The following is a 14029-nucleotide window of genomic DNA, read 5'->3' as shown; positions in this document are numbered from 1 at the left end:
ACGATTAAGCGAATCAGGCAGCCACGCGGAAGCGCGACACCGAATCTTTCAGTTCCTGCGCCAGCAGCGCCAGTTCGCGGATCGACTGCGCGGTCTGGCGCGTGCCGCCCTGGGTATGCTCGGTCACCGACAGGATGTGCTGCATATTATGGGCCACACCGTTGGCGGACGTCGCCTGCTGTTCAGCTGCAATGGAAATGTCCTGGATCAGCTCCGCCAGGCGGTTCGACACGCCCGAGATGTCCAGCAGCGCCGCACCGGCCGCGTCGGACAGGCGTGCGCCCTCGACCACGCCCTGGGTAGATTTTTCCATCGCCGCCACGGCGTCGTGGGTGTCGGCCTGGATGGTGCGCACCAGCGCGCCGATGCCCTTGGCCGCTTCGGCCGAACGCTCCGCCAGGCGCTGCACCTCTTCCGCCACCACCGAAAAGCCGCGTCCCGCCTCGCCCGCCGACGCGGCCTGGATGGCGGCGTTCAGCGCCAGCACGTTGGTCTGCTCGGTGATGTCCGAGATCAGGTCGGTGATCTCGCCGATCTCCTGCGAGGATTCGCCCAGGCGCTTGATGCGCTTCGAGGTTTCCTGGATCTGCTCGCGGATCTCGTTCATGCCGAGGATCGCGTTCTGCACCGCCTGGGCGCCCTGCTCCGCCGCCGCCACCGACTGGCGCGCCACGTCGGCCGATTCGGTCGCCGAACGCGACACGTCGGCGATCTGGGACGCCATCCGCAGCACGGTGCTCGAAACTTCCTGGATCTCGCGCGACTGGGCGTCGGCGGCGCCCAGCAGCTCGGTCGACACCGCCTGCGCGCCGCTCGATGCGCGCGTCACCTGCTCGGTGGTCCTGATGACCCGCAGCACCAGGCCGCGCAATTCCTCGACCGTGTAGTTGACCGAGTCGGCGATCGCGCCGGTGATGTCTTCCGACACGGTGGCGTGCACGGTCAGGTCGCCGTCCGCGACTTCCTGCAGTTCGTTCATCAGGCGCAGGATCGCCGCCTGGTTCTGGTCGTTGGTGGCCTTGGCTTCTTCTTCCTTGGCCTGGGCCAGCTGGCGCATCGCCTCGGCCTCGTGGCGCCGGGCATCGGCGCCACGGGTGCGGTTGCGCGAGTCCAGCAGCATCACGCGGCTGATGCTGCCGCCCATGGCCAGCGTGAAGATCGAGGCGCCGACCAGCAGCCAGAACCAGCTGCTGCGGGTATCCAGTTCGCTGCGGTACTGGAGCTGCACCCGCGCCAGCGTCGAGCGCAGGCCTTCGTTGTCGCGCGCGATCACGCCCTCGGCGCCGTGCGCGGCGCTGAAGTTGTGCTGGTTGGTGGACAGTGGCGCCAGTCCTTCCTGCCAGCCCTTGTAGGCGGTACGCGCGGCGATCAGGCGTTCGCGCAGGTCGGCGTCTACCCCGGCGCCGCCTTCGGCCAGGCTGTCCAGCAGCGCGCCCAGTTCGGCGCCGTCGCGCACGACGGCCTTGGCGGCGTCGCGATGCGGCACGCCGGAGGCGAGGTAAGCATGGGTCGACACCGTCAGGCGATCGGTCAGCGCCGCCAGGCGGCCAAAGACCGGGTTGCCGGACTGCCGGGCGGCGATCGACTGGAGCTCGAGGGCGAGCGGTTCCAGCTTGTCCACGCTGGCGCCGAAGCCGACCAGGTGCCGCTTGTTGCCGACGATGGTGGTGGCGGCGGCGTTCGATGCGACCCAGGCCGAACGGGCCTTGGCCAGCATCGGCATGGCCTCGCCCGAGGCTGCCGGGATGGGGTTGCCGTCGGCCTGCCCGCCGCGCGCCAGCAGCTGCAGCAGGCGGCCGACTTCGGCACGGCTTTCGTCCAGTTCGTTGAACGCGCCCATGTCGCCGCGCAGCGCGTTCGGCGCAGCCTTGGCCACACGCTGGGAATGCATCAGGGCGTCGGACGCGATCTGGCTCTGGCTGGACACCACGTCGGTACGCGCGGCGTTCTGCCACATCGACAGCACCGTCAGCAGGATGCCGGCAACAAAGGCGGCCATCACCAGGCGCAGCTGGCGCGACAGCGACAGGTGGCCGATCAGGGGCAGGCGCAGGTCATCGCCCTCGCCGGCGCCGTTCAGGGGCTTGCGCGGGCGCGTGTTGCCGAGCCGGCGCGCGGCGGCGTCGGCCGAGCCGTGCAGCATGCCGTCGTGCGACGGCTGCGGCTGCTGCAACTGCGGCTGCAGCACCCCCGCGCCGAACTGGGTGTCGGGCGAAGCCAGCACGGTATCGTCGTCCGCGCTGTCTTTCGAGAATACGTTGATGCTGAGTTTCGAGGCGAATCCCATACCGGCTCCTGGTGCTGCTGTCTAGTTATTGGCTGCGTTGTTCTGCTTCTTGTGCAACGTGCAGGAAGCGTTCTTCCCGCACCAGTGCCGCGAGCGAAAGCGGCGTCCACAGGTGGTCGTCGGCATCGCGCAGGAGCTCGCCCTCGCGCCGCATGCCGGCCGCCTGGCGCAGGCCGTACACGCGGTCGGCCAGCAGTGCGCAATTGAAGCCGAGCGATGGGGCGAAGGTCACCAGGCGCATGCCTGGTGAAGCGCCTGGCGATGCGAGGGTGGGCGTACTCTCCTGCCCCAGGTAGCGCGCCAGGTCGATCACACCGACCAGGGTACCGCGCACGTTGGCCAGACCCAGGTACCAGGGCAGGGTCAGCGGCACGCGCGCCAGCGGCACCGGGGCGACGATCTCGCCGGCCTCGAGCAGGTCGAGCAGGTAGCGGGTGGCGCCCACCTGCATGCCCAGCTGCTGGATCGGCGCGCCGCCGCCACCCTTGGCGGCCTGCATGCGCTCGAGGAGCTGCTCCTGGTATTCGCGCAGCCGGGTGCGGCGCGCGGCAGGGTCCGGTCTTGCGTCCGGTCTTGCGTCCGCGCCAGCGCTCATGCCGCTGCGGCTACGGCAGCGGCCGGCGCCGGCCGGGCGTCGAGCGCGGCGATGGCGGCCAGCAGCAGCGCCGGATCGACCGGCTTGACCAGGTAATCCTTTGCGCCCTGGCGCATGCCCCAGATGCGGTCGGTTTCCTGGTTCTTGCTGCTGCAGATGATCACCGGGATCGCCGCCAGTTCCGGATCGCGCCCGATCGAGCGCGTCACCTGGAAGCCGTTCGCGCCGGGCATGACCACGTCCATCAGGATCAGTTGCGGGCGCTCGGCGCGGATCTTGTCGATCGCCTCTTCGCCGTTGAGGGCGGTGCTCACGGCATAGCCGGCGCGCGCCAGGATATCGGTGAGATAAAAACGTTCGGTCGGGGAATCGTCGACGATCAGGATGTTTTGAATGGCCACCTTGGGCTCCGGCTTGGTTCTTGGTTCTCGGTTTTCGGGTCGGGATCAGGCCCTGGCGGCGGTGTGCTCGCGCACGGCCGCCAGCAGGCTGTCCTTGGAAAACGGTTTGGTGAGGTAGGCGCTTGCGCCGACCATCGCGCCGCGCGCGCGGTCGAACAGGCCGTCCTTGGACGACAGCATCAGCACCGGGGTCGCGTGGAAGCGCGCGCTCTTCTTGATCAGGGCGCAGGTCTGGTAACCGTCGAGGCGTGGCATCAGGATGTCGCAGAACACCAGCGCGGGATGGTGGTCGTTGATCTTGGCCAGCGCGTCGAAGCCATCAATGGCCAGCACCACCTCGTAGCCGGCCTGGGTCAGGAAGATTTCGGCGGAGCGGCGGATCGTGCTGCTGTCGTCGATCACCATGATGGTCAGGCCGGTCGATTGCGGCGATGTCGTCATTTTCGTTTCACTTCAGCATGAAGTGCCACGATAGCACAGGGTTTCCGCCTTGTGCATGATGTGTTGCAGCACGTCAACTGTTACAGCAATATCGTGGTAGCGGTTTGCAAACACAGATGCCGCAACGATAACATCCAGGCGAATGTCAGAACGCGGTCATCTCGAAATCGTCCTTGCGGGCGCCGCATTCCGGACAAGTCCAGTTCATCGGCACATCGGCCCAGCGGGTGCCCGGCGCAATGCCGTCGTCCGGGGCGCCGGCGGCCTCGTCATAGACCCAGCCGCAGATCAGGCACATCCAGGTCTGGAATGGGGCCGTCGAATCGTTACTCACAATATGCTTCCTCAGTAAAGTAAAATGGAGAGTCGCGTATATTAATGCAGCCGTCGTGCAAAACCAACCGTTACCCCTCATCCTGACATTCGGCGTGTCCGACCCGGTCGGCGCGCTCGGCGTGCAGGCCGACCTGGCCGCCTTTGCCGCCCACGGATGCCATGGCCTGTCGGTCATCGCCGGCATCCTCGTGGCCGACAGCGCCAAGGTCGAAAACCTGCATGAAGTCGACAGCGACTGGATGGCCGACCAGGCCCGGGTACTGCTCGAAGACATGCCGGTGGCCGCCTTCAAGGTCGGCGCCGTCGCCACCGTGCTGCAGCTGGCGGCGATCGCCGAGATCGTGTCCGACTACCCGGACGCGCCCCTGATCCTCGACCCCTTCCTGACCGCCCTGCCCGATTCCGGCCTGGCCGACGAAGAGATGCTGTCCGCGATCCGCTCGATCCTGGCGCCGCAGACCACGGTCCTGATGCTGTCGCAGTCGGAACTGGGCCGCATGGCCGAGACCTGGCGCGAGGTGGCGGAACACGGCGAGGACAACAGCGCCGACGCCCTGCTCACGGATGTGGCCGAACTGACCAATGCCGGCTGCCAGTACGTGCTGGTGACCGGCACCCGCGACGAATGGGGCAACTGTTCGAACACCCTGTTCGACGCCGACGGCATGGTCGCCAAGGTCGAATGGAAGCACCTGCCGGGCCCGTTCGTCGGCGCCGGCAATACCTATTCGGCCGCCTTCGCCGCCCTGATGGCCTGCGGCATGGAAGCGCCGCAGGCGCTGTTCGCCGCCCAGGAATACACCACCGGCGCGCTCGAACACGCCCAGCGCTTCGGCATGGGCAAGTTCATTCCCAACAAATTCTACCGGGGCTGATACGCCCCCTTTCGCTACCATGACCCAGAACACCTCGAAGAACGATCAACTGTTCGCCCGCGCCCAGCAGACGACCCCGGGCGGCGTGAACTCGCCGGTGCGCGCCTTCCGCTCGGTGGGCGGCACGCCGCGCTTCATCACCCGCGCCGAAGGCCCGTACTTCTGGGACGCGGACGGCAAGCGCTACATCGACTACATCGGTTCCTGGGGCCCGGCCATCGTCGGCCACGCCCACCCGCAGGTGATCAAGGCGGTGCAGGACGCGGCCACGCGCGGCCTGTCCTTCGGCGCGCCGACCGAGGGCGAGATCGAGATCGCCGAAGAGATCTGCCGCCTGCTGCCCTCGATCGAGCAGGTGCGCCTGGTCTCGTCGGGCACCGAGGCGACCATGAGCGCCTTGCGCCTGGCGCGCGGCGCCACCGGGCGCGACAAGATCGTCAAGTTCGAAGGCTGCTACCACGGCCACGCCGATTCGTTGCTGGTCAAGGCCGGCAGCGGCCTGCTCACCTTCGGCAACCCGACCTCCGCCGGCGTGCCGGAAGATTTCGTCAAGCACACCCTGGTCCTCGACTACAACAACGTCCCGCAACTGGAAGACGCTTTTGCTTCGATGGGCGACAGCATCGCCTGCGTGATCGTGGAGCCGGTGGCCGGCAACATGAACCTGATCCGCGCCACGCCGGAATTCCTGCAGCGCATGCGCGAGCTGTGCACCCAACACGGCGCGGTGCTGATCTTCGACGAAGTGATGTGCGGCTTCCGCGTGGGCCTGCAGGGCGCCCAGGGCATGTACGGCATCACGCCGGACCTGACCGCGCTGGGCAAGGTGATCGGCGGCGGCCTGCCGGTGGCGGCCTTCGGCGGCCGCGCGGACCTGATGCAGAAAATGGCGCCGATCGGCCCGGTGTACCAGGCCGGCACCCTGTCGGGCAATCCGGTGGCGGTGGCGGCCGGCATGACCACCCTGAAGCTGGTGCAGGAGCCGGGCTTCTACGAGAAGCTCGGCGCCGCCGCCAGCCGCCTGGTGCAGGGCCTGACCGAGGCGGCCCGGGAACACGACATCCCCTTCTGCGGCGACGCGGTGGGCGGCATGTTCGGCTTCTACTTCTCGGAGGATGTGCCGTCGACCTACGCCCAGATGATGGCGGGCGACAAGGAGCGCTTCAACCGCTTCTTCCACGGCATGCTGGACGAGGGCGTGTACTTCGCGCCGGCCATGTTCGAAGCCGGCTTCGTCTCGGCCCAGCACACGGATGCGGTGATCGACGAGACGGTGGAAGCAGCGCGCCGGGTGTTCAAGCGCATCGGCTGACGCGCGCCGGGAACGGCCCTGCGGCGCTCAATAGGGCGTGTACTGGAACCCGTTCCCGATGAGATCCAGGGTCGCCGCGACGTTTTCGGCCGACTCGCTGAAGGACGCCAGCACCTGCTCGCGCCCCTGTCCGTCATGCAGGCGCGCCAGCCAGAACGCGGCGCCAGCCGCATCCGGCTCCCGCTGCAGCACGTTCTGGTAGAGCAGGCGCACGAACAGCTGGTCGTCCGGCGCGGTGCCGTACAGTCCCGCGAATTCGGCGCTGCCGATGAAACCGCGCGCAGCGTCGAGCAGGCTGCTGCCCCTGTCGAGTTGGGCAATCCAGAAACCCAGTCCTTCCAGGTCGGGCGCGCGATCGAAGGCGGCGCGATACAGGCGGTAGGCCTGGCCGCCGTTGCCGTCGACGTCGAGCGCGATCGCCCGGTATTCGAACAGCAGCCGTTCGACATTCACGACATCGTAGCGCGTGCCCCACAGGTCGTGCTGCGTAGTAGCTTCCTGCCCGTTAAGCTGAATGAGGTAGTTACCGGCCGCGCCCGGCAGCAGCAGCGTATCGATGCCGGCGCCGCCGTCGATGCGCTGTCCCGGCAGCCCCGCCAGCAGGTCGTTCCCGGACGTCGCGGCCCCGACCGGCGCGACGGTGGTGAAGCGCATGCTGTCCGGGCCGGCGTAGGGGTTCCCCGCCAGGTCGGACACCGCCCCCTGCGGCAGGTGGATCGTGTAGCTGCCTGGCGTGAAATGGGCGCGTGTCCTGAGCAGCACCTCGCTTCCCTGGACCAGAGGAAACTCCATGCTGAGGTAGTCGTTGTCGCTTGCCTGGTAGACCACGGCGCCGCCCGGGCCGGTGATCGTGATCTTCGACTTGTCGATCGCGACCGGCTCGCTGAAGCGCAGCACGATGGTCGTGTCGGTCAGCGCGACGCCATCGGCGCCGGCGGGATGGGTGCTGCCGAGCAGCGCGGGACCAGCCGTGTCGCCGCGCAGCGGCAAGACCGCAAGCGCGTACGGGTGCACCCCGCCCATCGCCGACTTCAACTGCAGGTAATAATCTCCGCTCAGCGTCGGCGTGAAGTCGAGCGCCAGCGAGTAATTGCGGTCGTCCCAGCCGTCGTCGACCGCCACCGTCGCGCCGTCCGCGCCGAGTAAGCGCAGCACGAAACCCTCGGCGCGTCCGGTGTGCGCGCCCACGGTCATCGCATAATGCTCTCCCGCCACCAGCGAGACCCGGTACATGTCGACATCGCTGGCAGCCTCCAGCACGCCCGGGGTTGACACGCCGATCTGGACCGGCTGCGCGGTCGCGAAGGTGTCGCCGACCAGGTCGGGCCTCCCGGGACTCAGGCTGGCCGTATAGGAGCGCGGTTCGAGCAGGCCGCGGGCCGTCGGGCCCTGCTCCACATCCAGGAAGTGGCTGCCCCCTGCGCCCGCGCGGAAATCGAACGACATCGTCCTGCCGTCGATGTTGCCCGAGGCGGATTCGCGTATCGTGCCCGCTGCGTCGCGCAGGAACAGCATATAGGCATCCGGTTCGGCATTGAAGGTAAGGGTATAGAACACTCCTTCTTCGACTTCGAGCCGGAACCGGTCCACGTCGTGCTCGAATTCGATGGTCCCCGTGGCAAGCGCTCCCGGCGCGATAAAGCCCAGCGTGGCATTGCTTGGCAAATAGTCGTCCTGCCAGGTCTGCGAGATTCCCTTGAAGGTGCCGGCCTGCAGGCCTCGCAACTCGAGGAAGTAGTCGCCGGCCTGCGCGGGCGAGAATCCCCAGTCCAGGTATTGTACGAACCTGCCGGCGGCATCGAGGATCCGGATCTCGGTCGGGAAGACGTAGGGCGAACCGGTGCCGATGCCCGGCCCCTCGAATTCGAAGCGGTAATGCACGCCGGGCTGCACGCTGAACCTGACCCAGTCGATATCACCCGCCACCTCGAAGCTGCCGGTGACCGAGCCGTCGCGCGGCAGGAAGGCGCTGGTGGCACTACTGGCCGGCTGGTCGTCGGGCCCGGTGCGCAGCGAGGCCTTGAGTTCGTAGCCTTCCAGTCCGTACCATTTGTACAACGAGATCGCTTCGACGTAATAGGTTCCTGCCGCTTGCGGTACGAATTCGATCGTCGGGCCGTGCAGGTAGTCGCCGTTCAGGATCCTGGTCAGCCGGTTGCCTGCCGCGTCATACACTGCCAGCGCATACACGGCGCTGCCGATCTCGGGAAGGCTGATGCCGGTGGTCGATTCCAGCGAAAACAGGTAGCGCTGGCCGGCATCGAGAGTGATGGCGAACCAGTCGCCATCATAGCCGCGTTCGAATCGCCCACGCTGCGGCGCGAACAGGTCGAGGCGGCCGGGCGTGTCGGGATTCTGGGGAAAGTCGTCGGTCAGGTCGGCCATGGCGAACCAAGGTCACACGCCTAGCGCAGCCAGCCGCGGCGGTGGAAGTACAGCAGCGGCGCCGCCATGGCCGCCACCATCAGCCCGATCGCGAGCGGATAGCCGAAGTTCCAGTTCAACTCCGGGAAGACCTTGAAGTTCATGCCGTAGATACTGGCGATCAGGGTCGGCGGCAGGAAGGCCACCGAGGCCACCGAGAAGATCTTGATGATCTTGTTCTGGTTAATGTTGATGAAACCGACGGTGGCGTCCATCAGGAAGTTCACCTTGTCGAACAGGAAAGAGGTGTGGCCGTCCAGCGATTCGATGTCGCGCAGGATCTGGCGCGCTTCCTCGAACTGGTCCGAATTGAGCAGCCGGCCGCGCATCAGGAAGCTGACCGCGCGCCGCGTGTCCATCATGTTGCGGCGGATCCGGCCGTTCAAGTCTTCTTCATGCGCGATCGCGTTCAGCGCGGCGGCCGCGTCCTGGTCGGTGAATTCCTTCTGCAGCACGCGGGTCGAGACTTCCTCGAGCGCTTCGTAGATCCCCTCGAGCGCATCGGCCGAATACTCGGCGTCGGTCGCATACAGGTCGAGCAGCACGTCCATGTAGTCTTCGATCGAGCCCGGACGCGAGCGCGCGCGCAGGCGCACCAGGCGGAACACCGGCAGGTCGTCGTTGTGCACCGAGAACAGGATTTTCCCGGACAGGATGAAGGCGACGGTGATCACGCGCGACGGCCCGTCTTCTTCTTCGAGCAGGAAGTCGGTGCGCAGGTGCAGGTCGCCGTTCTCGGCTTCGTAGTAGCGCGCCGAGGCCTCGATGTCCGACACCTCGTCTTCGCCCGGCAGGGTGACGCCATAGGTCGTCTTGACCAGGATGCGTTCCTCGTCGGTGGGCTCGTTCAGGTCGACCCAGACCGGCGTCACGTTTTCCAGGTCCTCGCGCGAGTCGACGCTGACCTGGTTCAGGCGGCCATTTTGTAGGACAAATACGTTGATCATGCGCGTTTCTCGGCCGGGATTCGAAATTTCCCGCAAGTGTAACCGAGAGGCGCCGAACGCGGCCACCCTGTCACGACAATTTCCTCAGCGGCAGGCCCCGGCGCACGGCCCGGCAGTCACCAAAGCGTGTAGTCGATCCCGTTGGCGATGAGCGGGGCCACTTGCGCCACGTTCTCCGCGCTTTCGCTGAAATACACCAGCGCCTCCTCCCGCGTGAGCCCGTCCGCGAACGCGGCGCGCCACCAGGCCAGTCCGGCCTCGTCGGGCGCACGGTGCAGCACGTTGTCGTACAGGGCGGTGATGAAGCCGGCGTCGGACAGCGTGCTGCCGTAGAGCGTGCGGAATTCGCTGCCGGCCATGAAGGCTTGTGCCACCTGCTGCAGCGAGGCGCCGGCTTCCATCTGGTAAATCCAGTAGCCCAGGCCGGCCGCATCGGGCTTGCGGTCGACCGCGGCCTGGTAGAGGCGGTAGGCCTGGACGGCGACGCCATCCTCGTCTAGGTCCACGTAGTCTTCGCCGAATCGCAGGCGCTCGACGTCGGCCACGACGGTCGTCTGCCCGAATGCGGAGCGCACTTCGAAGCCCGCCGCGGTCCGGGTGACGCTGGCGTCCTCGCGCGCAAACCGGAAGTCGGCCCGGTCGCTGCCGTCGCCGCCCTGCAGGAAGTCTCCGGTCGGCGCCTCCACGACGGGAACCTGGTCCTGGCCGTTGACGGACAATTCGGTCAGCTGCCAAGCCGAATGTACGCCTTCGACCGGACGCAGCGCGATCCGGATGCCCGCCATGGCCTCGGCCGCGGTGAGCCCGGCGCCGGTGACGACCAGCTGTACCCAGCCGTCCGTGGAGGTTGTGGCAGCGCTCACCCCGCCTGGCCGGGCGGCCAGCGCGGCGCTGTCGAAGTGCAGCGCGTCGGCGCTGTATCCCAGGACCAGCCTGAAACTGTTCGGCTCCGCAGCCTTCCATGCCGTCGATGCCAGGTCCAGCTGCAGCACCCCGTCGCCAAGCGACTGGGTCAAGGCGGCCTGCGCGGCGCTGTTTTTCACCTCCAGCACGGTGTCCATGCCGAGCGCGGCCAGCTGCGCCCCGGTGTAGCTGTTCCGGTTGCCGGCGAAGTCGACGACGGTCACGTCGTCGATGCGGTAGCTGCCCGGCATCGTCTGCGGCCCCAGCTGGTATCCCAGGTTGGCGAGCTCGATGGACTGGCCGTCGCGCGTGAGGTTCGCGGGCTGCAGCACCACCGTCTTGCCGTAACCGTGGCCGAGCTCGCGGTCGAAGCGCACGATGACCTGGTCCACGCCCGCGCCCTGGGCATTGTCCTGCACCCGCAGCCGCAGGTCGAGCGTGCTGCGGCCGGCCCGCAGGTCGACGCTGGCCGGCATGTCCAGGCCGAGCAGGACCGGCGCCGCCGTGTCGGCGAGGCTGCCCTTGACTTCGAACATGGTATTGATGCCCATCGCCTGCAGCTCGGACGCCGCGTACACGGCCCGGTTGCCGGCGAGGTCGGTCACCGCCACTTTCAGCACGCGGTAGGTGCCGGGGGCGGTGGCGTCGAGCATCGACACGAGGGAACTAGCGCTCACGGGGCCGGTATCGCCCACGCTCCAGGGCGCGAAATGCACGGAAAACGTGTCCGTATGCCCCCTGGTGTAATACGGCTTCTGGAATGTCAGGTTGGCGAATTCGCGGTCGAGGTAGACCTGGACCAGCGATACCGCTTGCCCGTCGGGATCGCGGGCGCTCGCGCCGACTTCGATCGTCGAGTCGGGGCCGACCTTGAAGATGGAGGGCAGGGTCAATCCCAGCAGTACCGGCGCGGCCGAGTCATTCATGGCTTATCCGTCCAATGATCGAGAAAGCCTGATTGTTACACACTCGACCGCACTGAAATTTCACGAAATTCCACACCGGCTTGACGCCGGCGTGAATCAGGGCGGGTCGGAAAAACGCATCCGCCGCTGGATCAGGGCGGTGCGGCGCATCAGGTAATTGGTCGTGCGGTGCTTGTCGTAGTAGCGCGGGTTCGGCAGCATCACCGCCAGGCGCGCGGCCTGCTGCGCATTCAGCCTGGCGGCCGAGATGCGGAAGTAATGCTTCGCCGCCGCTTCGGCGCCGAACACGCCGCGGCCATACTCGACCACGTTGAGGTAGACCTCGAGGATGCGGCGCTTGCTCATCACCGTCTCGAGCATGTAGGCGATGATCATCTCCTGGCCCTTGCGCAGGTAGCTGCGCGAGCCGGACAGGAACAGGTTCTTGGCCAGCTGCTGGGTGATGGTCGAGCCGCCGCCGACCACCTTGCTGCGGCGGTTGTTCTTTTCAAACGCGGCTTCCAGCGCTTCCCAGTCGACGCCGCCGTGCTCGGCGAAGCGCGCATCCTCGGAGGCCACCACCGCCCGTTTCAGGTTGAGCGAGATGCGCTCGTAGGGCACCCACTCGTGCTTGAGCTTCGCATCCGGGTTCTTCTCGCGCAGTACCGACAGCTGCTGGCGCATGAAGCTGGTCGAGCCGGGATTGAACACGGAATACCAGCAGACCATGACGAAGAAGTAGAGCTGGACCAGCAGCACCAGCAGGACCGGGCCCAGGATCAGCCACTTGAGCCAGCGGCGCGCGCTCTTCCTGCCAGTCTTTTTTGCCTTCCCCATCGCCATCGTGGCTGTGCTCATGGACGCATCTTCCTGAAAACCTCGGCGGTATCGGGCCGCACGCCGCGCCAGATGGCAAAGGCTTCGGCCGCCTGCTCGATCAGCATACCGAGGCCGTCGCGGGTGGCGGCGCCGGCTTGGGAAGCGAAATCCATGAACACGGTCGGCTGGCTGCCGTACATCATGTCCAGCGCCAGGCTGTCCGGGCCGAAGACGCCGGCCGGCAGCGGCGGGAGCTCGCCCGCCAGGCTGCTCGAGGTCGCGTTGATGACGATGTCGAAGCTGCCTGCGATGTCGGCAAAGCCGGTGGCGCCGATCGGCACGCCGTGCTGGTGAAAATCGCGGGCCAGCGCTTCGGCGGTGGCCACGGTGCGGTTGGCGATGACGATCTCGCGCGGGCCCTGCTGGATAATGGGCAGCAGCGCGCCGCGCGCGGCGCCGCCGGCGCCCAGCAGCAGCACCCGCTTGCCGCGCATCGCCACGCCGGCGTTGCGGGTGATGTCGGCCACCAGGCCGGGGCCGTCGGTGTTGTCGCCGATGATCTCGCCGTCCGCGAACACCAGGGTGTTGACGGCGCCGGCAGCCCGTGCGCGCTCTTCCAGCCGGGTGCAAACCTGTACCGCCTCGATCTTGAACGGCAGGGTGACGTTGGCGCCGCGGTAGCCCTCCGCGACCAGGCGCTGCACGGTGGCTTTGAGCCCGTCGAGCGGTGCGAGGCAGCGTTCGTACACCAGGTCCTGGCCGGTCTGGCGCGCATACACCGGGTGGATCTCGGGCGATTTGCTGTGGGCGATCGGGTTGCCGATCACGCAGTATTTGTCGGTGGCGCTGCTCATCCTTCGCTGCCTCGCAGTTCGGTCTGCATTTTTTCTTCGCGCGTGAAGCGGAAGCGCGTGATCACTTCCCACAGGTCGTCCTTGCCCCGCGTGCGCATATTCGACGGGAAGTTCCCGAAGGGCGCGGCCTGGCGCACGATGCGCAGGGCCGCCGCATCCAGGGCCGGATTGCCCGAGCCCTGCTCGACGCGCGGGCCGCCGTCGCGCATATAGATGGTCCCGTCCTGGAACACCGGGATGTAGACCACCAGCTCGCCGTACAGCTTCTTGCCGTTCTGCTGCGGGAAGTTGAGGGTGCCGACTTCCTCGACCCGCTTCTGCATCTCTTTATAGTAGAGCGCATAACCGACCTGGCGCGTGCTGGGCGTGATCTGGGTGCGCTTGGGGCGCTTGTTCTGGTCTTCGATGCGCTCGATGACTTCGGCCGCGGCGCGCGAGATGGCGCGGCTGGTATCGAGTACGTCGGCGCCCGTGCGGGTGGGGTCGGGCTTGTCCTGTTCGGTCCTGGGCGGCGCCGCGAAGTTCGACGAGCGCACGCGGGTCAGGACGTTCTGCTGTTGCTGTTCCAGGTCGGCGATGCGGCGCTGCAGGGCCTTGATGCTTTCGCCGTCCTCGGTCTTGCGCAGGTCGGGCAGCGGCGAACGGACCCGGCCGGCGTCTGCGGTGCCGCCGCCTTCCAGGTTGGCCTGGGCCAGCGCATCGGCCTTGGCCGGGGCCTTGGCGTGCTTGGCGTTGACCAGGATGACTTCGAGCCCGGGATCGGCCGGCTGCTGCCGAAACGCATCCGGCGCGGCGAAACGCACCGCCAGCAGCCCCGCATGCGCGAGCACGGAGACGCCGAGGGCGATCATCAGGGGACGGTTATCTTGCAAATACTTCACTGCGCGTGCCCGGGAGGGCTGTTGGATCAGGGATGGGGCATTCTAACCT

Annotated in this window: 13 protein-coding genes; 2 read left to right on the top strand and 11 right to left on the bottom strand. The window is 67.1% G+C overall.

The genetic code is table 11. The features are described 5' to 3' along the window. Nucleotides 1–13 precede the first annotated feature (13 nt). The 5 genes from AC56LU_RS05580 to AC56LU_RS05560 form a co-directional block, all read right to left on the bottom strand. Nucleotides 14–2287 carry a methyl-accepting chemotaxis protein gene (locus tag AC56LU_RS05580; protein ID WP_497174614.1) on the bottom strand — a complete coding sequence of 758 codons (2274 nt, stop codon included), beginning with the start codon at nucleotides 2285–2287 and terminating at the stop codon, nucleotides 14–16. A gap of 25 nt (nucleotides 2288–2312) precedes the next feature. Then, nucleotides 2313–2882, bottom strand: coding sequence for a chemotaxis protein CheW (locus AC56LU_RS05575; protein WP_497174613.1), 570 nt, complete (start codon nucleotides 2880–2882; stop codon nucleotides 2313–2315). After that, nucleotides 2879–3283, bottom strand: coding sequence for a response regulator (locus AC56LU_RS05570; protein ID WP_497174612.1), 405 nt, complete (start codon nucleotides 3281–3283; stop codon nucleotides 2879–2881). The genes AC56LU_RS05575 and AC56LU_RS05570 overlap by 4 nt, the downstream gene beginning before the upstream one ends. Nucleotides 3284–3328: 45 nt before the next feature. After that, complete coding sequence (locus AC56LU_RS05565; protein ID WP_497174611.1) at nucleotides 3329–3724, bottom strand: response regulator; 396 nt, start codon at nucleotides 3722–3724, stop codon at nucleotides 3329–3331. 145 nt (nucleotides 3725–3869) lie between these two features. Further along, nucleotides 3870–4022 carry a rubredoxin gene (locus tag AC56LU_RS05560; RefSeq protein WP_497174718.1) on the bottom strand — a complete coding sequence of 51 codons (153 nt, stop codon included), beginning with the start codon at nucleotides 4020–4022 and terminating at the stop codon, nucleotides 3870–3872. 91 nt (nucleotides 4023–4113) lie between these two features. Between AC56LU_RS05560 and thiD the strand changes: the two genes are divergently transcribed. Both thiD and hemL read left to right on the top strand, forming a co-directional pair. Continuing rightward, nucleotides 4114–4935, top strand: a complete 822-nt coding sequence (thiD, locus tag AC56LU_RS05555; protein ID WP_497174610.1) for a bifunctional hydroxymethylpyrimidine kinase/phosphomethylpyrimidine kinase — start codon at nucleotides 4114–4116, stop codon at nucleotides 4933–4935. A gap of 19 nt (nucleotides 4936–4954) precedes the next feature. Then, on the top strand, nucleotides 4955–6247 hold the full coding sequence (hemL, locus tag AC56LU_RS05550) for a glutamate-1-semialdehyde 2,1-aminomutase (protein ID WP_497174609.1): 1293 nt from the start codon (nucleotides 4955–4957) through the stop codon (nucleotides 6245–6247). Between the two features lie 27 nt (nucleotides 6248–6274). Here hemL and AC56LU_RS05545 read toward each other — a convergent pair whose 3' ends face one another. The 6 genes from AC56LU_RS05545 to AC56LU_RS05520 form a co-directional block, all read right to left on the bottom strand. Next, nucleotides 6275–8632: a DUF4214 domain-containing protein gene (locus AC56LU_RS05545; RefSeq protein ID WP_497174608.1), complete on the bottom strand. Its 2358-nt coding sequence runs from the start codon at nucleotides 8630–8632 to the stop codon at nucleotides 6275–6277. A 20-nt stretch (nucleotides 8633–8652) separates the two neighbouring features. Then, nucleotides 8653–9618: a magnesium/cobalt transporter CorA gene (gene corA / locus AC56LU_RS05540; protein WP_497174607.1), complete on the bottom strand. Its 966-nt coding sequence runs from the start codon at nucleotides 9616–9618 to the stop codon at nucleotides 8653–8655. A 116-nt stretch (nucleotides 9619–9734) separates the two neighbouring features. Beyond that, a complete protein-coding gene (locus tag AC56LU_RS05535) occupies nucleotides 9735–11447 on the bottom strand; it encodes a DUF4214 domain-containing protein (RefSeq protein WP_497174606.1) in 1713 nt (570 codons plus the stop codon). 96 nt (nucleotides 11448–11543) lie between these two features. Further along, the gene (mtgA, locus tag AC56LU_RS05530) at nucleotides 11544–12263 is read right to left on the bottom strand and encodes a monofunctional biosynthetic peptidoglycan transglycosylase (RefSeq protein WP_497174717.1); all 720 of its coding nucleotides are present in this window, start codon (nucleotides 12261–12263) and stop codon (nucleotides 11544–11546) included. A 17-nt stretch (nucleotides 12264–12280) separates the two neighbouring features. Then, nucleotides 12281–13099, bottom strand: a complete 819-nt coding sequence (gene aroE / locus AC56LU_RS05525) for a shikimate dehydrogenase (protein WP_497174605.1) — start codon at nucleotides 13097–13099, stop codon at nucleotides 12281–12283. Then, nucleotides 13096–13950 carry a TonB C-terminal domain-containing protein gene (locus AC56LU_RS05520; protein ID WP_497174716.1) on the bottom strand — a complete coding sequence of 285 codons (855 nt, stop codon included), beginning with the start codon at nucleotides 13948–13950 and terminating at the stop codon, nucleotides 13096–13098. The genes aroE and AC56LU_RS05520 overlap by 4 nt, the downstream gene beginning before the upstream one ends. Between the last annotated feature and the right edge of the window lie 79 nt (nucleotides 13951–14029).

The organism is Telluria sp. PB2R4, from assembly GCF_059685695.1.
Note: the sequence above shows the minus strand (reverse complement) of the source record. Positions and strands in the feature narration are given on the sequence as shown.

What these genes read in the sequence shown, in the direction of transcription:
- mtgA (WP_497174717.1), bottom strand. Translation starts at nt 12,263, where the DNA reads ATGGGGAAGGCAAAAAAGACTGGCAGGAAGAGCGCGCGCCGCTGGCTC.
- AC56LU_RS05565 (WP_497174611.1), bottom strand. Translation starts at nt 3,724, where the DNA reads ATGACGACATCGCCGCAATCGACCGGCCTGACCATCATGGTGATCGAC.
- AC56LU_RS05560 (WP_497174718.1), bottom strand. Translation starts at nt 4,022, where the DNA reads ATGTGCCTGATCTGCGGCTGGGTCTATGACGAGGCCGCCGGCGCCCCG.
- AC56LU_RS05545 (WP_497174608.1), bottom strand. Translation starts at nt 8,632, where the DNA reads ATGGCCGACCTGACCGACGACTTTCCCCAGAATCCCGACACGCCCGGC.
- AC56LU_RS05580 (WP_497174614.1), bottom strand. Translation starts at nt 2,287, where the DNA reads ATGGGATTCGCCTCGAAACTCAGCATCAACGTATTCTCGAAAGACAGC.
- aroE (WP_497174605.1), bottom strand. Translation starts at nt 13,099, where the DNA reads ATGAGCAGCGCCACCGACAAATACTGCGTGATCGGCAACCCGATCGCC.
- hemL (WP_497174609.1), top strand. Translation starts at nt 4,955, where the DNA reads ATGACCCAGAACACCTCGAAGAACGATCAACTGTTCGCCCGCGCCCAG.
- AC56LU_RS05520 (WP_497174716.1), bottom strand. Translation starts at nt 13,950, where the DNA reads ATGATCGCCCTCGGCGTCTCCGTGCTCGCGCATGCGGGGCTGCTGGCG.
- AC56LU_RS05575 (WP_497174613.1), bottom strand. Translation starts at nt 2,882, where the DNA reads ATGAGCGCTGGCGCGGACGCAAGACCGGACGCAAGACCGGACCCTGCC.
- AC56LU_RS05535 (WP_497174606.1), bottom strand. Translation starts at nt 11,447, where the DNA reads ATGAATGACTCGGCCGCGCCGGTACTGCTGGGATTGACCCTGCCCTCC.
- corA (WP_497174607.1), bottom strand. Translation starts at nt 9,618, where the DNA reads ATGATCAACGTATTTGTCCTACAAAATGGCCGCCTGAACCAGGTCAGC.